Consider the following 22475-nt stretch of genomic DNA (forward strand, 5'->3'; position numbering starts at 1 on the left):
TTAATCGAAAGTTATGCTTTCTGATAGTACAAGCAAAAGAGGACCTGCTTGAGCAGGTCCTCTTTTGCTTGTACTATCACTGGGCAATTTCAGAAACGTTTCTTGATCCAGTGAAATAATAATTACTTTACTTTTATCCATTAAAAATTGGCTGGAACTTCAGTAACATCTCCTAAAAAGGTGTACTTAAGGTTGAGAGCCTCAGCTACGGCTTTATACGTGAGTTTACCGTGAATTACGTTCACTCCGCGGGCCAGAGCGAGGTCCGTTCTGATTGCTTCGGCATAACCTAAGTTAGCGAGCTTGAGCGCATAGGGTAAGGTCGCATTAGTCAATGCGAAAGTTGATGTTCGCGCTACTGCCCCAGGCATATTGGCAACACTATAGTGAACAACCCCATACTTTTCATAAGTTGGTTCTGCATGAGTTGTTACGTGATCTACCGTTTCTACACTGCCCCCTTGATCAATGGCAACATCAACGATTACCGAGCCCGGCTTCATTGCTTTAACCATGGTCTCAGTCACAAGTTTGGGAGCCTTCGCACCGGGTATAAGAACTGCACCTACCAACAAGTCGGCATCAGCAACCGCTTGGGCAATATTATAACTATTAGACATTAAAGTTTTGATACGTGCACCAAAGATTTCATCTAAATAACGAAGGCGGGCATTGCTGACATCCAGAATGGTTACATCTGCTCCCATACCCATTGCCATTTTAGCGGCATTGATACCAACGATACCACCACCGACAATGGTTACTTTAGCAGATGAGACCCCAGGAACCCCGCCTAAGAGAATTCCTTTTCCACCGCTCGGTTTTTCCAGGATATGTGCACCCACTTGAATGGACATCCGACCGGCCACCTCACTCATGGGTATAAGAAGAGGCAGGCTGCCGTCGGCAGGTTGAACTGTTTCATAAGCGATACCAACAACATTTTTCTTGAGCAACGCAGCCGTCAAGGCTGGCTCAGGGGCCAAATGCAGATAAGTAAATAACAGTTGGCCGTCTTTGAAAAGCTCATATTCTGAAGCGAGAGGCTCTTTAACTTTCATAATCATATCAGCACTGCTGAAAACTTCTTGCGGAGTGGCTAAAATTTTAGCGCCGGACGCAATGTATTCCTCATCACTGATCCCGCTGCCGACACCGGCCTTCATTTCAATGACGACTTCATGACCGGCATTGATGAAAGACACGACGCCTGCGGGAGTTAAGGCAACACGATTTTCATTGTTCTTAATCTCTTTTGGTACTCCGATAATCATTTTAAGTATTCTCCTTTCAATTTTAGAAGGTAATTAGCGAGTTTCATCGTCTCAAAAATTTTGCCGTTTGACTCAATAGAACAGTAGAGTTAATTACAGAATACTGATTAAAATTCCTCAATTAATTTGCTACATTTTTACCTAAAGTATTAAAATATAAATTAATATAGCGAAAATAAAACTTAATCTCCTAAACAAGCGGATCTAAAAAGATAACGCTAATCTCCAATTTATTATAGGCTTGCTATACTTAAGGGAAAATTAACGGAGATCCATTTCACAAACTATGCTTCGATTTACTCTTAAATTCGATTAAATAAATTACGAATTACTATTGTTGATATTAATTTTCCCGACAATTCTCCTTTCTCTGTCATGTATGATTTAAGTAATAAAATTATCTCACAATTCTATTATTTAACCATGCAAATCGATATTCATTTCTTGCAGGATATTGTCAGATATTTCGTACTAGTCATTAAATTATTTACGCCCAATATTAATATTTTTACCAATCGAGAACTAGTGGGCATAAATAGGGATTACTGAATAACCTCGAAACCTGCATGGGAGTAGGAACTAAGGCCATTTTCGTGGTATAATAAAGCAAGATAAAGGATGAATATGGTCGAAAAACCTTGCAGATGGGGGACGAAAATGTACCGAAAACCTACAGGTCAAATTAGCTTACTCGAAGACTTCAGATTTTTTGCAGGCGGCAAACTTGATGCGAATAACCGTTGGGTCAAGATGGCCGATTTGATTCCCTGGAACGTTGTTGAAGAGCGATATGCTTCTCATTTCCCAAAGCATACTGGAAATGTTGCGAAACCAGTTCGTGTCGCATTGGGTGCCCTCATCATCAAAGAAAAGTGTGGATTTTCCGACGAAGAAACCGTCCAACAAATCATGGAAAACCCCTATTTGCAATACTTCATCGGGCTGGAGGAATTTCAAACCACTCCACCGTTCGATTCATCGAGTATGGTCCATTTTCGGAAACGCCTCGACGCTAAGGTAATTGCTGAACTGAACGAAGCCTTATGTAAGGGAGAAACAAAGACGGAAACTGAAGATCATAAAGATCAAAACACTCCCCCACCAAGTTCAGGTTGTACAGACGACAATCGTCGTGAAGATCAAGCAAGCAGTGAGCAACCACCCCAACAAAACCACGGAAAACTCATTTTGGATGCCACATGCACCCCGGCCGATGTGAAATATCCCACGGATTTTTCTCTACTAAATGACGCACGGGAAAAGTTAGAGGCCATGGTGGACACCTTGCATGAGAATCAAATAGGGAAAGAGCTCAAGCCAAGAACCTATCGACAAAAGGCACGTAAACTCTATCTGAAGTTAGAAAAGAATCGGAAACCCAGAAGTCGTGAAATCCGCAAGGCCATTCGGAAACAGCTGAGCTTCGTTACAAGAGACCTTCAGATCGTCTTGAAACTATCAGCCAAGTACCCAGAAGGACTCAGTAAACGGCAGCAAAAAGACTTAGAAACCATACAAACACTCTTTGAACAGCAAAAAACCATGTATGACAAACGAGTCCACACTATAGAAGAGCGTATCGTGAGCATTAGCCAACCGCATGTTCGCCCGATTGTGAGGGGTAAAAAAACAGCAGCCACAGAATTTGGAGCGAAAGTTGCCATAAGTATCGTCAACGGATTTGCTTGGATCGAGAAGTTGAGTTGGGAAGCCTTTAATGAGGGCACCACCCTGATTGATTCGGTAGAAACCTATAAGGAGCGCCATGGAAACTATCCTGAATCCGTGATTGCCGATAAAATATATCGGAACCGAGACAACCTGCAGTACTGCAAGTTACATGGCATTCGGCTTAACGGGCCCAAACTAGGTCGACCCTCGAAGGATAAAAAAGAGCATTTAGAACAAAGGCGGCTAGAGAAACAAGAGGCAGGCCTAAGAAATGCAGTCGAGGCGAAATTCGGTGAAGGAAAACGTCGTTATGGACTAGGTCGAATAATGGTACGTCTCAAAGAAACGAGTGAGACGGTCATTGGCTTACAGTTCATCATCATGAACCTGGGGAAGCGCCTCCGGGATCTTTTGTACCTTTTTTGGGAAACGCCTTTTTTCGAGTTGGGAGATTTTGTTTGTTGCCTAGAAACTAAAAATATGGGGACTGTTCAGTAATCCCTAAATACAAAAATCAATTATAATTTGAACATATATAAGATCTCTAAATTAAAGAAGTAAGTGAACTCGTTCAGTTAAAGCTGAACATCGTGGCTACGGTGGGGGATTCAGGATTGGTTCTATTTTTCCCTTATAGGTAGTTGCAGCTTATAAGATCTATAGCTTCCAGTGGATACAATAAAGCAAATTATAGTGACAAAACCTATAACTTGCTTTACATCATGGGGTGATAATGGATGTATAAAATTTTACTGGTTGACGATGAGGAATTAGAGCGCAAAATATTATGGTTTACCTTACAAAATTCGGGTCTGCCAATAACTCTCTTGGCGGAGGCAGCCAGCGGAAGGGAAGCGTTAGAAAAAGTTCGTGAAACTCGTCCTGATTTAATCATTATGGATATTAAAATGCCAGGCATTGACGGTATCGAGGCAACAAGGCAAATTAAGGATCTTAACCCTGCTACTGAGGTCCTTATTTTAACTGCCTATGGAAAGTTCTCCTATTCTCAGCAGGCTATCAAAGCCCAAGCCACAGATTATTTACTCAAACCAATTCAGCCCCAACAACTCATCGCAGCAGTTAGCCAAGCTCTGGACAGACTTTCTCGCAAAAGATTTCAACCCGGACCTTCCATGGATTTGACTAAGCTCGAAGAGCAAGTGAAAACCGGAAACCTTATTGAAAGTAAGCGACAGTTAGATCTTCTCCTTGAGCATTTGGCAGATACCTCTTCACCTCTGCCTTCTTTGCTGAATTCTTTCGGGCTGCGCCTGATGGTCATTGTCGTACAAGCTGCTTTATCCGCTGGAGCAGACCCCACCAAATTAACTGCCATAGAAAATGAAATGGCCCAAAATTTAACTCATTTAGCATCCCTCGACGGGCTTAAGTCTTGGGGAGAAAATCTATTGGAAAAATGCATCGGTCTATGGGCTGCAAGTCAACAAACCAGTCAAGTTCAGATCATGGTACGGAAAGCTATGGACTATATTGAATTAAACTTTGCCAATAATATCTCATTGAACACAGTCGCATCTCATATCCACCTCAGTCCGGCCTATCTAAGCAGGATATTTAATGAGAAAACAGGTGTTGGTTTTACGGAATATTTATCTGAAGTACGGCTAAAAAAGGCCAAACAACTACTGCGTATGTCAACGGATACAATTGATCAAATAGCTGCTGCCACAGGTTTCAGTTCCAGTAGTTATTTTTCTGCTATTTTTAAAAAGCATGAAGGTATTACCCCTTCTGAATTTCGCGCTAATAATCGATAGAATAGTAATATTGCAATCTCCTACTTCACTCTAAATTTCCGATTCAGTCGACCGATGGTTTCGATACGTCTTTCAACCATTACATCCGCAGCTTTATATGTAGGGATGTGTTCCTTTTTCGAGGTGGCATAGACTTGTAGGAGAATATCATAGATCAGACTGGCATTTTTAAAGGCCCGCTCCTTATTATAGCCCTTAAGTTCATCGGCAACCTGAATTAAGCCACCGGCATTTGCAATATAATCAGGTGCATATAAAATTCCTTTTGCTTGCAAAAGATCTCCATGACGAGGTTCAGCTAACTGATTGTTGGCGGCACCGCAAACAGCTTTAGCCTTGAGTTGAGGTATTGTTTCGTCGTTGAGGCAGGCTCCCAAAGCATTAGGGGAAAAAATATCGCATTCTACACTGAAAATTTCATCCGGTTTGACAACCGTCACCTCCGGGAACTCTTTCTTTACTCGGATGACACTTTCTTCAAACACATCCGTCACGAATAACTTTGCGCCCTCTTCGTGCAAACGCCGAACGAGATCATACCCCACTTTTCCCAACCCTTGAACAGCAATAGTGAGACCTTCCAATCGATCGGTTCCAAATGCCTCCTTCGCCGTTGCTTTAATTGCTCGCCAAACTCCATAAGCAGTGATTATGGCCGAGTTTCCACTTCCGGCATACTCTTCCGGAAGTCCGACGAAATACTTGGATTGTTTGGCAGCGGAAACAAAGTCCATGCCTACCGTACCTACATCTGTTCCGGTATAATAACGGCCCTTTAAGGTTTCAATAAAGGTTCCCAAAGCCTGGAAAAGTTCGTCCGATTTTTGGGTGCGATGGTCCCCAAGAATAACAGTTTTACCTCCACCGTGAGTTACTCCAGCAACGGCACACTTATAGGTCATCCCGCGGGAAAGGCGAAGTGCGTCATTTAAGGCCTCTTGCTCCGTTTGATAATCCCACATCCGGCAACCACCCAATGCCGGTCCAAGTGTTGTATCATGGATAGCGACAATCGCTTTCAACCCAGTAGCCTTATCGTAATTGAAAATCACCTGCTCATGACCATACTTCTCCATTTCCTCGAAGATATTTAAGATTGCATCTTTATCCGCTTTTGACATTGTTTTTCCCTCCTTGATATTAACCTGACAGATAATTTGACCCTCCGACTTGTTCCAGACTTTCCTTGTTGTGGCCTATCATTGACGTTCTTTAACAGCAATAGAATAGCAATAATAATGCCAGTTTATAAACTTCCGGAATCATTCCTTAAAAGTCCACTGTAATTCAAAATTATCTGAGTTAATCCACATAACCGGGCTTCTCCGGGCCTTAGCGAGAGCGAAACTATTGGTTGCACCCTTATGCCGGAAGAAAGTAGGAAACGAGCTTATACTTTCAACACTAAAAAAGGCTGACAACCTTTCGAAGCAAAGTGATCAAGAAAGTTATCAGCCTGCACACAAATCGTATCACTTGTCCTCATCGTCGCATTTAATCTCAATCCCATATCCTTTCATTTTATTCAAAATGGTTGTGCTCGATACGGACAATACTTTTCCCGCCTTACGAGATGTTGGGTATTTTTCTAATACTTCAAGCAGAATTTGTTTTTCCACTTCGTTAACCATCAACTTTAATGGCGGCCATTTTTTTGAAAGTGGAATCGGTATTTTTATATGAACATTATATTTCTCACGCTTCACCTGAGGCTTTTCTAAAGCATGCTCTTTTAAATTCCACCCAAGAACTGTCTTCCCTTTCACAGGCTGCTCTTCAACCGACTGATTTGCCGTTAATAGGGCCCACTCTAAAGCATCATCCGTATTCATTGCCTGAATATCCATAACATTAATAATTCGCTCTAAAACGTTTTCCAGCTGCCGAACATTACCCGGCCAAGGCATTTCCATCAGAAGCTGCATACTCTCCTGGGTCAGACACACCTCTGGCCGTTTCAATTTTGTACAAATCTTACTCACAAGATGCTGGACAATGAGCGGAATATCCTCGCTGCGCTCCCGGAGTGACGGAATACAGATGGGAATGACATTAAGCCGATAATACAAGTCCTCGCGAAAATCTCCTCGTTGAATCAAATGTTCAAGGTTTCGATGAGTTGCTGCAATGATTCTTACATCGACCGGTATTTCGTATGAACCTCCGACCCGGCGAAATGTACCCTCCTGCAAAACTCTAAGCAAACTTACTTGAACCTGTAAGGATATTTCCCCAATCTCATCCAGAAAAAGAGTTCCCCCGTTTGCCTGCTCAAAAAGCCCTTTTCGCCCGCCCTTCGCTGCACCAGTAAACGCTCCTTCTTCATAGCCGAATAATTCACTTTCCAACAAAGTATTCGGCAATGCAGAACAGTTGATCGCAATAAAAGGTTCCTGTGAGCGACTACTTTCCATATGTATCGCCCGAGCAAATAATTCCTTCCCCGTGCCGCTTTCACCCCGCAGCAAAATCGTCGAATTTCCTTTGGCCACGGTCTTAGCCGTTTCCACAACTCTTCTCATCTTGCGGCTTTGATAGATAATATCATCAAATGTGGTGAGACGCCGTTGACCACCTACTTTATTTATCAACGCCTCCACTTGTTTGAAATCATGAACTGTTGCCACTGCCCCAATAATTCGCCCTTTTTCATCCAGTACGGGGACTCCGCTTGTTAAATAATGGATTACACTATTCTCTCGTTTAAAACGTACTTCCTTCAAATGATAGGGTTTTCCAGTTCTAATAATCTCCTGAATCGGCATTCTGACCTGAAAATAATCCCCGATATCGTGCCCCACGACCGTTTCTCGTGTACAGTGCATAATTTGTGTCGCTACATCATTGATATGCGTAATACACCCTTTGACATCGACAGCGATAACTCCCTCGTTCACTGAATTTAGGATCGTCTTCAGCTCATGTTCCCTTTTTTCATACAGCAAATGGTTTCTAAGGGAAACAAACGTTACCCCTTGAATCGCCCTGAATTCATTCATGAGCATTTGGGTTATTTTTTCCGGCGGGGTACTAAGTTTTATCATGATTCCTTTATTAGGAGTCGCTTCCATTCCTAAGAGATTGATTCCGTGCTTTTTGAGAACCTCAAAAACTTCATACCCTAACCCTATACGATCCACAAAATCGATTTGTATCACACACTCTTGCTGCTGCACGTTATTCATCCTTTCAACAACCTCTTATTTCCAGGATACTCCAAACATTATTATGAATGGAGGGGTAAAAAGATCCGTAATTGCCCTCACAAGAAGATGCTCACTGCTATTTAAGATCAAGCTAATACACCCTACGATAGATGTCTATCATAGGGTGTTTGTGTACATGTCCGTTTTACAGGTTAAAACAATCGATTTTGGAACAAGCAATTAATTTGAGTCTACTATTGTTTATCCTTTGCCTGTTCTTTAACTACTTCTACTATTTCCTCAGTCTGGAATGCGCTGGCACTACCCCAGAAGTAGAAAATAACTGCTCCAATAATCGCAACAAATTGGTCCATAGGATATTTGATGAAATCTTTGCCGCCGAACTTTGAGCTCCCGAAGTAACTGATCGCGATCATGAACACCATATAAACCACAAGCCAGATACCAGCTTTAATATGCTTGCCAATATTTGTTCGTAAATCAGGCCGAACTGCCAGAAAACCGACAAAAAGTATAAGACCAAAGAGATTGGCAATCATTACGACTGAATCGGTTGACCAACCGCTCCAATAGATAATCAGAGTGCTGACGATAAAAGCAATTCCGGTCACGAAGGTAACGCCTTTAAGAACAAATGGGCGATGCAGTTCGGGAGCAGTTCTCCGCAGGGCTAAAACGCTGATCGGACCAATCATATATGTGAATACAACTGCCCCTGATACAACTCCGACTAATTTCCCCCATGAAGGGAAAGGGGCTGTCCAAACCAAGGCTAACACCATAGTAAGCCAGAGCGCCGGCCGGGGAACTCCCGATTCAGCATGAATCTTCTTAAATATTTTCCACCAAAAACCATTTTCTGACTGAGCCATAATCAAGCGGGAGGTGGTTCCCATGTATATATTACCAGTTCCGGCCGGTGAGATAACCGCATCTGCAAAGAGGATTGCGGCCAGCCAATTGAGGTTAAGAAGCATAGCTAATTGGGCAAAAGGAGAACGGAAATTGATATGCCCCCAGCCCTTTGCAAGTTCACTAGCGGGTAAGGCCCCAATAAAGACAGTTTGTAATAAAATATATAAAATAACACCCAAACCAATTGCGAGACCAATAGCTAACGGAACATCACGCTGGGGATTTTTGGCTTCCCCCGACATTACTACTGCTTGCCGGAAGCCAAAATAGGAGAAAATGATCCCACCGGAAGAAATAGCTGCAAACACTCCAGGTACACCAAAGGGAGCGAAACCGCCCGTTGCCATGTTTCCTCCATGGAACTGTGTTAGAAGAACAATAACAGTTAAAGCGGGGGTAAAGAATTTTAGAGCGGTTATGATGGTATTACTTTTGGCAAAGGCCTTTGCACTAAGATAATTGAGGAAGAAAAAGATGACAATTAAGATTGCTGCCAAAAACCATCCGCTGGGCGTCATCGCGCCAGCAGTGTTATTATATAGCGATGGTATATAATAACTGGCATACTGCACAACTGCTTCGGCTTCGATTGCAATAACCGTTGAATCTGCAAGTATGAGAGCAAAAGCCATCATGTAACTGACAAAACTTCCATGAGAGTACTGGCAATAACGTACAAGTCCTCCGGATTCGGGAAGCGCGGCACCTAGTTCGGCATACACTAAGGCTATAAACATAACCGCAATGCCACCGCCGAGCCAAGCGAAAATTGCCGCAGGGCCAGCGAGATTACCCGCCTTCTGCGCAGCATACAGCCATCCGGAACCGATTATGGCCCCCAACCCCATCATAGTTAAATCAAGCAGACCAAGTTCTCGTTTTAGCCCTTGCTTCATACAGCCGCTTTGTCCGGTAATTTGCGAACAAAGCAATTCACCTCCACTTTTTTTGAGTTGTGTTGTATTTAAATCATTATAAAAAAATTTGGAAATTAAATTATAATAAAAATTATCCGTAATTTTAGACTATTATACAGTTTTAATTTAAATAAAGAAATATGTTTGTAATCCCCTTTTTTTATTGATATAAATTGTCTAAATTGTAAATATAACTTTAAAAAATAACAATTTACACATTGTAATAATATAATTATTTGAATTAAACCCAGATTATGGTTACCATTAATTAAATATTTTAACCAACTAATATATAACAAAGCAATTATGTTAAAACTTATTATAATGGAGAGTTATAATCTGGATATATTTGAGATTAGAAAACAATATCGGAGAACCATGGATCATAATATTACTAAATTCAAAAGCAGAACAGATTGCCGTCTTCCTCAAGGTGTTGACTGAAACCTGTACGATTTCTTTTCTCTCTTTGCATAGCTGAGATCGTTTTTGTTTTTGCATGTCAAATTCCTTCTCGTAATTTTTAGTTAATTCGCTAAAACATCACCGAACGTCCGGAATTCCAAAGAACCACGAGAAGGATTTATTTTATCCAACACGGAATATTTATCCACATTGGTTAAATGCGGTTTATACAATAAATAAGAAAGTGAAGTGAGGTTAGGACTATGGCTTTACCCTTAGAAGGTATTAAGGTATTAGACTTATCTAGGTACTTGCCCGGCCCTTTGGCAACCCAAATCTTAGCTGATTTCGGGGCAGAGGTTATTAAAATCGAGGAGCCTAAAGGCGAATTAGGTCGATACTTACCTCCATTGATAAACGATACAAGTGCTCGATTTTATACGGTAAACCGCAATAAAAAAAGTGTAAGTTTAAATTTAAAACATCCGGAAGGGAAAAAGATATTTAAAAAAATGGTAGCCAATGCTGATGTTGTTTTAGACCAATTCAGACCTGATGTCATGAATAAGCTTGGTCTGGGGTATGAGAGTTTAAAGGAGATAAATCCTCGTATCATTTATTGTATTCTTACAGGCTATGGTTTAACTGGTCCGATGCGTAACGCAGCTGGTCACGATATAAACTATCTTAATACCGCCGGGGTTACGGAGTTAATGGGTACAACCGGTGGACCTCCTGCAATGTGCGGAGTACAAATAGCTGATACCGCTGGAGGCAGCCTTTATTCTGTGATAGCCATTTTGCTTGCTCTAGCAGCTAGAGGAAAAACGGGTAAAGGTCAGCTTTGTGACGTAGCCATGATGGACGGAGCTATTAGTCTTTTAGCCTACACTATAGGTGAATGGTCGGGGGGGAATGGAGACCTGCCGATACGCGGTGGGGAATTGTTGACCGGTGGATATGCGACTTACAATAATTATAAGTGCAAAGATAGTAAATTTGTAAGTTTAGGAGCAGTCGAGAGCAAATTTTGGGCTGGATTCTGTAAGAAGCTTGGCCTTGAGGAATTTATTCCTTTGCAGCTGGAAAAATCCAGTCAAACGAAAGTTAAGAATTCCATTGAAAAGATAATGCTCACAAAGACTCGTGACGAATGGGTAGAATTTTTCTCCGATTCTGATATATGTTTTACTCCAATACTGACTCTGGATGAAATGGTCAAACACCCTCAAGTTTTGGCGCGAAAGATGGTTCACACTTTGGCTGATTTCCAAGGATCAGGTAAAGACATCGTATGTACAGGAGTTCCCATAAAACTTTCTGAGACCCCTGGTGAAGCTAAAATGAATTTCGCTAGAATTGGAGAAAATACTGATGAACTCTTACAAGCTATAGGTTATGGCCTCGAACAGATTGAACAACTTCGAAGAGAGGGTATAGTCTAAGCTTCCAATTTCGACTAAACTGACCAAATCATGTGATTTTCTGATATCCATAGTCGTTATAATCGGTCCTACATAGCTATGCCGCTCATGAAGAGCGGCTATTACTTCTACCATATTTATTACAGACTCAGACCCCCCATGAACTTAATTTTCTATCATATTCTTAGCCCTCCAAAGGGTTAAGAAATATTTTATCCCCCTCCCCCTCTAAAAATCTGCATTTTAGCAACCACTCTTTATATCGCACAGTGTAATCTTTTGGCAAATGCAATTTAATTCAGATTTTATTTTTTGCATATACGCTTCAAAGAGAATCTCAATATCCTCAGCCTTTAGCAAGACCAGATCCCCACGGTCCACTCGGATGATAATAAATAACTCCTATTCGAAAAGCACTTTTTCTAAGCTAACAAATCCTAATTATTTCCGTAACATTAAGGCATTCAAGGAGGAAATTTCCATTAATTGTGGAAAGAGTAGAAAACGAAATCTTTATCAAATTAATTGGCATGAGGAGATAAAGAATGAATATAATTAACCCAAACACTGGGAGGGATTTTGTAACGGATGCAATATCCTTCAAAGCGAAATTCGAAAAGGAAACAATGGCTGTAGAACAAACATGTAAAGAGGTTTTAAAGGAAATCATTGAAATCAATAAAAACACTCAATTTGGAAAAGGTCATAACTTTTCATGCATTAAAGATGAAGAGCAATACAAAAGTAATGTTCCATTATCCGTATATAGTGATTTTCAATCCTATGTGGAGCGAATGGCCAGTGGAGAGGAAAATTTACTAACATCGGAAGCCGTTGTTTTCTTCGGCCTTTCATCGGGAACGACGGGAAATCAAAAGCTTATACCGATTACTGAACGTGCCAGAAAGATTCGGGCAATGCATATGAGTCTTTTAACAAATGGAGTACTCTTTGAGAAATTCCCTCAAACACAACAATTCAATAAAGGATTAATGATGATGAGCTTATCTGCCGTGAGAAAATCGAAATCCGGTATTCCGATGGGGGCGGGATCGTCCGGTAATATGAGGGCCTTACAGTGGCTTGCTTCGATTACTGGGACTTCGCCTGTTGAAATATTCGAAGAACCAAACCAACAAACAGCAAATTATATACATCTTCTATTTGCATTAAAGGAAAGGGATTTATTATTTCTTAATGCCCCACTTGCACCAACGCTATTAGCATTGCTTCATCAATTAGAGCATGATTGGCCGAGTTTAATAGAAGATATTAGAACAGGAAAAATCGACAGGTCCATAGAATTAACGGATCAATTACGGGAAAATCTCGAACATCGCATTGAACCTGACGAAGAACGAGCTGAGGAACTAACTAAACTATTCAAAGAAGGCTTCGAGCAAATTGCCCCTAAGATCTGGCCCAAATTATTGTACGTTCAATGTATTGCCGGTGGTAGCTTTTCGGTCTATATCCAGAAGTTACAATTCTATGTAGGCAATACCCCTATTTTTACACCAGCCTATAATTCCACAGAGGCCTTAATAGGTTCGTGCCTTTGGCCGGGTAAACAGTATTATGTTCTTACACCAAGAACAGCCTATTTTGAATTCATCCCAACAGATAACAACGCCGGAATAGAAGCATTACCAATTTATAAATTGGAGCTTGGAAACACGTATGAAATCGTTTTGACGAATTACTGCGGTCTATATCGGTATCGTCTAGGTGATGTGGTTAAAGTTGTAGATTTCTATCATCAGTGTCCGGTAATCGAGTTTCAGTATAGACATGGCCAATTATTGAATATTGCCGGAGAGAAAAGTTCCGAACATGCAGTTTTTAATGCCCTTTTAGAGACTTCAATGAAATTGGATTGCTTGTTAATAGACTTTACGACAACTGTTAACTACGATATGCATCCAGGAAACTATGATTTCTTTGTCGAAATCGAAACCACCAATAATTCTTACTTAACTAGTTTCAGGGAGATACTTGATGAATCCATGAAAGAAGCAAACCCTATCTACAAAATCATGAGGGATACTGGGAAAATCAACCCCATTAACGTTAAAATTGTAAAGAATGGTACGTTTGAAGAATTTTCCAAAGCACTAAGGAAAAAGATTGGATCAAAAGGACCAGTAAAAATTCCTAGATTGATAAGTGATAATACGTTAATTTGTTTTTTAGAAGAATCTGAAATTATAAAATAAAGGGCAATTAATTACTACCTTGCTTAGTTGTGACCAGAATCCTCAATCGAACCATACGTGCTCTGTTAAGGTGTTATATGAATCGGCGGTCCAAGCGAGATGCTGGGCCTTTATTATACGCTTACCTAAAACAAAGGGGTTCAACCATGGCATACAAAAAGCCTTCACAGCGAAGGCTTTCATTACCACGTTGAACCCCTACTTCTTATGATGCTCCTCTGCTTCGAAGGCTTAATGAACATGACCAAGGAATATCTAGACGGTAAGATCGACAGCATGACCTACAGCCTGGATTTTCTCTAAGAGCTTGATCTGCGATACAAAAAAGCGCATCGTGAGGATGATGATTACTGTGAACTGATTTATGAGTATCTTTATGAAGAAGGAATAGTCATGTTGTATAATGAGCTATCCGATGGGGAATTCAAAAAGCTGATACGGAAACAGTATAACTACATCAAAAAAATTGCCCGAGAAGGACTTTATTATAAACAGCTTCACTTCAAACAGTGGGGCTGTTTTTATCCCACACGGTATGTGTTCCACCGCTTACCCATAATATGAGAAAGATGGCAGCCTTCAGTATAGATAGGCAGCCATTTCTCTTTTTCTGTACATTTATTAATCAAAACGGCGGGGGTGTGCCAAAAACTTTTAAAGTTTCGGCACACCCCAAACTTAATAATTTTCTTTTATTGCCCTACGAGCTTTGACAATTCCTGCTGTATTTCCTGGCTTATTACAGCGTCTCCACCAAATATAGTTACCCCAGATAATTTTCTACTCTTTAAATAATTTATTTGATCATCTGACAAGGTTTTATCTGCAAGAATAACAGGCGCATTATAGTTTGATGCATAGATACTACCCGCTAAAGCGTCGGGAAAATTATTTCCAGTAGCAATACATATGCTTTGACCTGATAAATTAAAGTATTTTCCTACTGCTAATGAAGTTTCATACCTATCTATTCCGCCTAATCTGATGATATTGTTATTAGCCAAAGACGTTAAATCAGCTATCTGATTTTTAATACCATCACTTATTGCACCTGTACCCCCTATAATATATACCTTACTTGGTTTTATTTTTGCAAATTCTGCTTTAACTAAATCATTAAATCCATCTTTACCAACGAGAAGAATTGGAAACTGATTTATAGATGCTGCGCTACTTACTGATAAAGCATCAGGATAATTTTCGCCTAATGCAACTACAACAGGAGTTCTTTCGGGCACATCCAAGTAATCCACTATTTTTGCATCAGTTTCATATCTATCGTAACCACCAAGCCTTTTTATATTATAGAACCCTGCTGCATTGACTTTTTGAACAAATGCCTCACTCACAACAGCAGTTTGCCCGAGAATGAAGACATTTACTGACGTATCAGCATAACTTTTTAAATAATCTATTACTTTATCTTGATCCGATTGTGAATCTCCAACAAGAAGTATAGGGGCATTCTGTTGATATGCTAATACACTTCCTACCAAAGCATCAGGGTAGTTATCCGCTGTTGCCAGGACGACACTTTTAACTTTTTCACTAAACTCTGATTTTGCAAGTTCTATAGCAGTATCTACTCTAGACTCTCCACCTAATCTTAATATCCCTGTGACTGGGTGATTCATTTTAGCAGAGTACTTAACTTGTTTGTCAGCAACGGAAATCGTAGGACTAGTCAATGTATCATAGTCTTCTTTGACTGCGACTATATAGTAATCGGTATTAGGATATACCAAAAAGCCATATGTTCCGTAAATATCAGTTGTCTGTGGATTTTGATTATTATTAGGTTTAAATCCATTAATAGCTGGAAGTTTAACTGCTGTGTTTGGAATTATTCCTGCTGCTATATTTCTAGATGTGTCAGCATAATAAAGAGTTACATTTACCCCACTTATAACTTTGCCGGATACTGAATCCGTCAACGTTCCATAAGGGTCTATCAAATTAGAAGTCATATTTACGTTACCAGCACCATCGACTGATATATGCATATTGCCAATCATAATTTTCTGACCATTACCCATATCATAAGTTACAGGAACGTCATAACTGCTGCCTTTTACCAAATTACTAACTTGAACAGTTCCATCCGAATTAATAATTACAGGTACATTTGAAGGTGCAATATACCCAATTTTTGAGTAATCCTCAAAAGGAGCAATGCTGCCATCTGGCTGCTTTATTACTACAGCGTCTGACTGCTTTACACTGATAGTATCCGTGCCATCTGTGTTGACTGCTACCATTGCATTAATTGAAGCTACAGGGCTACTGTTATTGATATTACCATTTGATTCATCCACAACATTAGCTGTAATTGTCGCTCCTGATGAAGAACCTGTCCCAGATCCAGGTGAGCCTCCATTTTCATGTGAATTTGACGGAGCTGTTGGTGTTACTGCATTTGTCGCACTTGATGCCGCGCTATTGCCGACACTATTCGCAGCTTTTACGTCAAATGTATATGCGGTTCCATTGGTAAGTCCGGTTATCGCTGCTGAAGTTGTTGTTGAACCTGTATTCACTGTATTTACTAAAGTAGTGTTTTTATAAACATCTACTAAGTAATCTGTGATAGGACTTCCTCCGTCATTGGCCGGAGCCGTCCAGGTTACTGAGGCACTGGCATTTCCTGCTGTTGCGCTCACATTTGTCGGTGCATCGGGTACTGTAGCTGCTGCTGTTGGTGTCACTGCACTTGTCGCACTTGATGCCGCGCTATTGCCGACACTATTTACAGCTTTTACGTCAAATGTATATGCGGTTCCATTGGTAAGTCCGGTTATCGCTGCTGAGGTTGTTGTTGAACCTGTATTCACTGTATTTACTAAAGTAGTGTTTTTATAAACATCTACTAAGTAATCTGTGATAGGACTTCCTCCGTCACTGGCTGGAGCCGTCCAGGTTACTGAAGCACTGGCATTTCCTGCTGTTGCTCTTACATTTGTTGGTGCATCGGGTACTGTAGCTGCTGCTGTTGGGGTTACTGCACTTGTCGCACTTGATGCCGCGCTATTGCCGACACTATTTACAGCTTTTACGTCAAATGTATATGCGGTTCCATTGGTAAGTCCGGTTATCGCTGCTGAAGTTGTTGTTGAACCTGTATTCACTGTATTTACTAAAGTAGTGTTTTTATAAACATCTACTAAGTAATCTGTGATAGGACTTCCTCCGTCACTGGCTGGAGCCGTCCAGGTTACTGAGGCACTGGCATTTCCTGCTGTTGCTCTTACATTTGTTGGTGCATCGGGTACTGTTACTGGTGCCCATTGCGCATACAATGCTAAATTTACCGTCAAATTAAAGGTTTCACCTGCTGCATAGGCTGTTCCGCTTCCATTAGCTTCTGTGTTCCATCCTGTAAAATTATACCCTGATTTCACAAGATGTCCTGTGTTGCCTGATACCGTTACTTGAGAACCTAAACTAACATTAAAACTGCTGGGTACAGTCCCTCCCGTGCTGCCATTATCAATATAAGTAACGGACTTGGTGCTTGTAGCTCTAAAAACAGGAATAAGCGTTGTATTCTGTGTTACGGATAATGGATATGGATTGCTTGTTGATGCAGTACCGGTACCTCCGTCCACATAATCCCACTCACTAAACATATACCCGTCATTGGGAATAGCTGTAAGGGTAACATTAGTCCCTGACGCATATGCGTCACCATAGATTGTACCCCCATTTACAGTACCTCCAGTTGCCGCATTAACTTTCAGCATATAAATCGTTGAGGAAGCAGTTTCTAATGCTCCCACAGTTGGTGTTGCTGTTCTGGAAATATTATCTTGATCTGTGGTTACCTCGTAGCCTGTAGAATTACTGCCAATCAGGTCTACCCAATTTGTCCCATTATTATATCCTATGACAGGGCTGCCATTCCCATCTGTAAAGCCTGTTTTGGCACCCTTGAATAAGGCGAAACTACCTGTTTTAAGTAGTGCTGTAGGTGTATTAATACCATTTGCCTTTGCTAATATTGGCTGAAAGATGGTTTTAGTTCCGATTGTCTGTCCATTGCCGTTTAACACCAGCGCGTTAATGCCGTTGGTAAATATGCTATTGTCCGAGCCATCGGCATTCCCGGAGTATTGAGTATTTCCTATAACATTATTGATTTTTGTGGCACCCATTGGAGCATGGAAAATGCAGTAATATGAATTTATGGGGACACATGAAGAATAATCCGATATATCATTTAGAACATAATTTGTGCCATTAAATTGATAATTATAAGCAAACAAACAGTTTAAAGCAGTTGAAGTACCACCGTTATTCGCAATAGCCCCACCATCAAAACCAGTTCCATAGGCTACATTTCCTGTAAATGTACTATTTACGAAGTATGCAACTGAGCCTGGCCTATTATTTATGGCTCCTCCCAGTTCAGTACTTTTATTATTGGAAAATGTTGAATTATTAACATAGAGGGTCCCATTATTTTGCCCGCCTCCGCCTCCACCTTGTGCACTTGTACTTCTATTCTCGCTTATGGTGCTATTTTCAATAAACATAGTAGAACCTGATGTATTTAAAAACCCGCCGCCGAATTCTGCAGCATTTCTACTGATATTACTATCCTTAAGATAAACAGTGCCTCCATTATTTACAATTCCACCGCCATAAGTACCACTACCGTAACTGCTACTATCGTAAGCCCTTGAATTTGAAACATCAATATTGTTAAGCTCAAGAACTGTACCAGTGTTATTAAGTATACCTGCTCCTTTACCGGTTGTTGCTGTAGATCCATTATAGCTAATGCAACCGCCCTTAATCGTCAAATCGTTAATTTCAACAGTTTTTCCAGGTACATTGATATTAAAAACTCTAAAAGTAGATGGGTTAGTATTATAAATACCCGAATCATCCAGCCCTGGAACAGGTACAGTAATGATATGATTATTACCTTCAATATTTAAAGCCTTGCTGATATCGACTTCTGATGTAATAGTGACATTGTTTGTAAAGTTTATCGTATCACCATCCACTGCATTATTAATTGCGGCTGTCAATGATGAGTTATCTGATACATTATGGATTACAGCTGCCTGTACCTTATTTGTTACCCCACCAATCATCGTTAAAATCATACAAATCATTACAATTAACGAAATGATTCTTTTTTGCTTTTTTCCCTTCATAATTAAGAAGTGTTCCCCCCATTTCTATTTACATTATAATTCCTACAAACTTGTTACATTGCGTATTATTTCTTCATTCTAAATTCTGTTGCAGAAGTTGCCCAATTTTCTTTTTATTGAAAGGTATCAATATAAAACCATCAGCTTCGTACTCAAAAGCTTCCACAGCATCTTCTCTCTGACTGCTGATAAAAATAACTTTAGAGAGCAGGTTTCGTTCCTTGATTGCCGCGGCAAGCCTGAAAGCATTCAGCTCCGCTTTGCCCAGCCGGATAAATGCGATATCGGGCAGATGTTCAAGGCTATTTTTTTCCGCCGCGCTGAATGTTGTATAGATTCCCTGAAAATCCAATAATCCATAGCCATATTTTTTTTAGTTCCATACCGTTTTGTCTATCCGGATCGACAATGATATATTTCATGCATACCTCCACCTCCATAAACAACTTTTTCTTCATATTAAAACAATTACCCTAAATGAACCCTAAATCAGAAGCGGCCTATAGGAACGATTCTCCTACAGGCCGCTTCTCTCAAAGTCTTATATTTCATGGGTTTTCGCCATTTTGTTATATATTTACAAAAAATATTTTTTATTCCGCCAATACTTTTCTGCACAAATCATCAAGTTCGGCCGCTCTCGGGTAGGCCCAGCCATACCCGCTGGCTTCCATATATCCTTTCAGCACCAGCTCTTCTAGCAAGCGCAAGCCTGCATTGCTTTTTAGCTGACTGTTTTTGAGCATCTCTTCAAGACGGTAAACATCACAATCGAATTTGTCCGCCACAATTCTGTAATTGCCCCGTTCGCTTTTCAGAATCTGAGCCAGTCCTGCTTCCGCCAGCCTTTTCCGCAGTAAATAGTTGGTGGCATGAAAGTTCGCCTGGGCCTTTTCGGAGTTAAAGTCCGGCCAAACAGCATCCGTGATCTTTTCCCAACCCACCGGCACTCCTTTTTTATATACTAAAAACGCCAATACTTCCTTGGCTTTAGAGCTCTTCCAGGTCAGCGCTTTACCGTTTAAAAACACATCAAAACCGCCCAGGCATTGAATAAATGGTTTTTCCTGAGGCCTTGCCCTCCTCTTGGTTTTTAATAAGCGCTTGATGGTTTTACCCAGTCTTTCTTCCGTCATGGGCTTCATGATGTAATCCATGGCCTGTAATTCAAAAGCCTCAACCGCATATTGATTAAATGCCGTGACAAAAATGATGTCTATGTTTTCATTTAGGTTTTGGATTTGCTCAGATAATTCAAGACCGCTCACGCCCGGCATCTCGATATCCAGGAAAACGGCATCCAGGGGGTTCTTCCTTAAATAGGCCAGCAGCTGTTCTCCGGTTTCAAACAAACCGCACACACTGAGCTCCGGCACACCTGCAGCCATCCTGGCGAATCGTTCCAGCACATGTGTTTCATCGTCTACTGCCGCAATCCTCATTGTAATCCAACCTCCGGTATCCATAATTTTACGCAGGTACGTCCTGGCTCACTACTTATTTCCAGACCTCTACCATATAATTTGAGCAACCGGTTGTGAATATTAAGCAGTCCTACCCCTTGAGCCGATCCGAAATCGGTGAAGAGCACGGCCAGCTTTTCGCTGTTGATGCCAGGACCGTCGTCTTCAATCTCTATGTAAATACTCTCATCTTGCTGCATCATCCGCACGCTTACTCTACCGCCGCCCGGCTGTTTGGAAATACCGTGCCTGACGGCATTTTCAACCAGCGGCTGGAGAATAAGCACCGGTATTTGCACATCCAAAGGTATTTCCACCTTTTTCTGCAGCTGGATCTTGTGTCCGAAACGCGCCTGCTCAATATGGAAGTATGTATCGATAAATTCCAGTTCTTTTTCGATCGTCGCCATTTTGTCCATATTGTTAAACTGCAGACTGCCCCGCAAATAGAGAGCCAAGTCGATGATCAGCTTGCCTGCCTGCCTCCCGTCCTTTTCACATACATTGGCAATGGCGCTGAGCGCATTGTAGAGAAAATGCGGCTTGATCTGAGCCTGTAAGAACGACATCTCTGTCGCCATGATCTGATCTTTCAGGCTGTCCGCCTCAAGCAGCTTTTCATTGTACAAAATAAGCTTTTTGTGGTTCACGGCCTGCTGTCGCGCCAGTACATAGGACATGGCCAAAATGACCGCGAAATTCCCGAGTAAGAACATACAAGATAAATTCATGCTGCCAAGCGATATGAAATCGATGATATCCTCATTCATAGTCCAAATCAGGAGGCAGATGGCAATGAACATTAAAATCGCATTGTCTCTTTTCCGGAGTACGGCCTTCACCAGCACACCCAGAATATAAAGCATTTGTAAAAGCAAAAGAATGTATAGAACATTCGTGTAAAATGACATTAACTCAGGGCTCTTAATCAAAAGGAATATATCAAAATCAAGACTGGGAAGCAGGAGCAGGCCCATTATCTTTTTATTAAATTCCAATGGGTATAAGCTGTAAACAAACAACATCACAATCGCCGCAAAATTATAGCCCGTAAAATAGTTCAGATACATTCGCAGGTTCACGGACGCGTTGGGCATGAGTATCAACAGAGGGATTTCACCCCATCCCAGGGAACGCAAGGCCGTTACAAAACAGAAAATGGCCAAAAGCAGGGATGTCTTGTCTTTGGTCTGAAGGAGAAACAGAAACAAATAATGAATGGCAAATATTAAGATGCCGCCGATGAAGAGCATCTGCAAGATGATCAAAATCATTCTCTGCCGCTCCAAAGTCTGCTTTGAACCAAACACAGGGACAACGCGAAGCCCTCCGGTGGCACAATTCAAATTGCCCACCTGAAATATTAGGTCAATCTTCTGGGTATCCTTCGGCAAATCAATAATGATGATTTTGTCATCGTTTTTGAAGTTGGCCCTGCTGTCCAAGCCGCTTCCAGCCGCTGCCATCAGTTGTCCGTTGACATATAACTTATAAGCATTGGCAACACCTGAAATGCGCAGAGCAGGTTCCTTCAAGGTCGAGGGATACTCAAAGGACAGCCTGTAGGTGGCGAAACCCTGAGCTGTATAATGGGTGCCGACATTATTAGACCAGACGCCCGGAACTTTCATGAATGAATCCATTTTTGGCCTTTGTCCGGAATTAAAATCTTCCGGCGCCAGCAGTTTGTTCCAATAGAATTCCCACTGTCCATTTAATGAAACTAATTTATCGTGAGTGAAATCGACTCCTGACAAATCCGCCCTGCCGTTTTGGACAATGAACGGGGTGGGTGATAACAGCATAAGCAGCGTATAAAGCATTATGGCCGGAACGATTATGACGAGCAGTATCCGCCATTTTAAGCTGGGTTTTATCCATCCCTTTTTTAGATTCACAATTCTGCCATTCACTTTCGTTTAACTTTTATATACTCAATTTACTCAAGAAAAGTACTATTTAACCCAGTCTACACAGACAGTAAAGCACCTTTCCAGTTGGTGTAATATTGTGTCAATCAAATCAAACAATCCCAAACCAGAAAGGTGTATATACTATATGTTACAACACAACTCACTGT

12 protein-coding genes are annotated in these 22475 nt (G+C 41.1%); 4 read left to right on the plus strand and 8 right to left on the minus strand.

Annotated features, from left to right (window positions below; translation table 11 throughout):
- Nucleotides 1-140: 140 nt before the first annotated feature.
- Nucleotides 141-1274: an alanine dehydrogenase gene (ald, locus tag DESACI_RS21605; RefSeq protein WP_014829355.1), complete on the minus strand. Its 1134-nt coding sequence runs from the start codon at nt 1272-1274 to the stop codon at nt 141-143.
- 657 nt (nt 1275-1931) lie between these two features.
- Between ald and DESACI_RS21610 the strand changes: the two genes are divergently transcribed.
- Both DESACI_RS21610 and DESACI_RS21615 read left to right on the plus strand, forming a co-directional pair.
- Complete coding sequence (locus DESACI_RS21610; protein WP_049804021.1) at nt 1932-3443, plus strand: IS5 family transposase; 1512 nt, start codon at nt 1932-1934, stop codon at nt 3441-3443.
- A gap of 239 nt (nt 3444-3682) precedes the next feature.
- Nucleotides 3683-4726, plus strand: coding sequence for a response regulator transcription factor (locus DESACI_RS21615; protein WP_014829356.1), 1044 nt, complete (start codon nt 3683-3685; stop codon nt 4724-4726).
- Between the two features lie 20 nt (nt 4727-4746).
- Here the strand turns inward: DESACI_RS21615 and DESACI_RS21620 are convergent, their stop codons facing one another.
- From DESACI_RS21620 to DESACI_RS21630, 3 genes are all read right to left on the minus strand, one after another.
- A complete protein-coding gene (locus DESACI_RS21620) occupies nt 4747-5847 on the minus strand; it encodes a Leu/Phe/Val dehydrogenase (protein ID WP_014829357.1) in 1101 nt (366 codons plus the stop codon).
- 351 nt (nt 5848-6198) lie between these two features.
- Nucleotides 6199-7911 carry a sigma 54-interacting transcriptional regulator gene (locus tag DESACI_RS21625; protein WP_014829358.1) on the minus strand — a complete coding sequence of 571 codons (1713 nt, stop codon included), beginning with the start codon at nt 7909-7911 and terminating at the stop codon, nt 6199-6201.
- A 215-nt stretch (nt 7912-8126) separates the two neighbouring features.
- Entirely contained in the window at nt 8127-9740 is a 1614-nt protein-coding gene (locus DESACI_RS21630) for an APC family permease (RefSeq protein WP_014829359.1), read from the minus strand.
- Between the two features lie 653 nt (nt 9741-10393).
- Between DESACI_RS21630 and DESACI_RS21640 the strand changes: the two genes are divergently transcribed.
- Complete coding sequence (locus tag DESACI_RS21640; RefSeq protein WP_014829361.1) at nt 10394-11575, plus strand: CaiB/BaiF CoA transferase family protein; 1182 nt, start codon at nt 10394-10396, stop codon at nt 11573-11575.
- Between the two features lie 524 nt (nt 11576-12099).
- Nucleotides 12100-13770 (plus strand): GH3 auxin-responsive promoter family protein, encoded by a 1671-nt coding sequence (locus tag DESACI_RS21645; RefSeq protein ID WP_014829363.1) that lies wholly within the window; start codon nt 12100-12102, stop codon nt 13768-13770.
- 692 nt (nt 13771-14462) lie between these two features.
- Here DESACI_RS21645 and DESACI_RS23305 read toward each other — a convergent pair.
- The 4 genes from DESACI_RS23305 to DESACI_RS21670 all read right to left on the minus strand — a co-directional run bounded on the left by DESACI_RS23305 (nt 14463) and on the right by DESACI_RS21670 (nt 22218).
- Nucleotides 14463-18932 (minus strand): cell wall-binding repeat-containing protein, encoded by a 4470-nt coding sequence (locus DESACI_RS23305; protein ID WP_014829365.1) that lies wholly within the window; start codon nt 18930-18932, stop codon nt 14463-14465.
- A gap of 73 nt (nt 18933-19005) precedes the next feature.
- Nucleotides 19006-19284 (minus strand): response regulator, encoded by a 279-nt coding sequence (locus tag DESACI_RS21660; RefSeq protein WP_014829366.1) that lies wholly within the window; start codon nt 19282-19284, stop codon nt 19006-19008.
- Between the two features lie 241 nt (nt 19285-19525).
- Nucleotides 19526-20374, minus strand: a complete 849-nt coding sequence (locus DESACI_RS21665; protein WP_014829368.1) for a response regulator — start codon at nt 20372-20374, stop codon at nt 19526-19528.
- Complete coding sequence (locus DESACI_RS21670; protein ID WP_242833102.1) at nt 20371-22218, minus strand: histidine kinase; 1848 nt, start codon at nt 22216-22218, stop codon at nt 20371-20373. The genes DESACI_RS21665 and DESACI_RS21670 overlap by 4 nt, the downstream gene beginning before the upstream one ends.
- Nucleotides 22219-22475: the final 257 nt, after the last annotated feature.

This window comes from Desulfosporosinus acidiphilus SJ4, assembly GCF_000255115.2.
Taxonomy (GTDB): Bacteria; Bacillota; Desulfitobacteriia; order Desulfitobacteriales; family Desulfitobacteriaceae; genus Desulfosporosinus; species Desulfosporosinus acidiphilus.

Coding starts and splice junctions, on each gene's coding strand:
- DESACI_RS21610 (WP_049804021.1), top strand. CDS start 1,932: ATGTACCGAAAACCTACAGGTCAAATTAGCTTACTCGAAGACTTCAGA.
- DESACI_RS21640 (WP_014829361.1), top strand. CDS start 10,394: ATGGCTTTACCCTTAGAAGGTATTAAGGTATTAGACTTATCTAGGTAC.
- DESACI_RS21625 (WP_014829358.1), bottom strand. CDS start 7,911: ATGAATAACGTGCAGCAGCAAGAGTGTGTGATACAAATCGATTTTGTG.
- DESACI_RS21620 (WP_014829357.1), bottom strand. CDS start 5,847: ATGTCAAAAGCGGATAAAGATGCAATCTTAAATATCTTCGAGGAAATG.
- DESACI_RS21670 (WP_242833102.1), bottom strand. CDS start 22,218: ATGCTTTATACGCTGCTTATGCTGTTATCACCCACCCCGTTCATTGTC.
- ald (WP_014829355.1), bottom strand. CDS start 1,274: ATGATTATCGGAGTACCAAAAGAGATTAAGAACAATGAAAATCGTGTT.
- DESACI_RS21615 (WP_014829356.1), top strand. CDS start 3,683: ATGTATAAAATTTTACTGGTTGACGATGAGGAATTAGAGCGCAAAATA.
- DESACI_RS21665 (WP_014829368.1), bottom strand. CDS start 20,374: ATGAGGATTGCGGCAGTAGACGATGAAACACATGTGCTGGAACGATTC.
- DESACI_RS23305 (WP_014829365.1), bottom strand. CDS start 18,932: ATGAAGGGAAAAAAGCAAAAAAGAATCATTTCGTTAATTGTAATGATT.
- DESACI_RS21645 (WP_014829363.1), top strand. CDS start 12,100: ATGAATATAATTAACCCAAACACTGGGAGGGATTTTGTAACGGATGCA.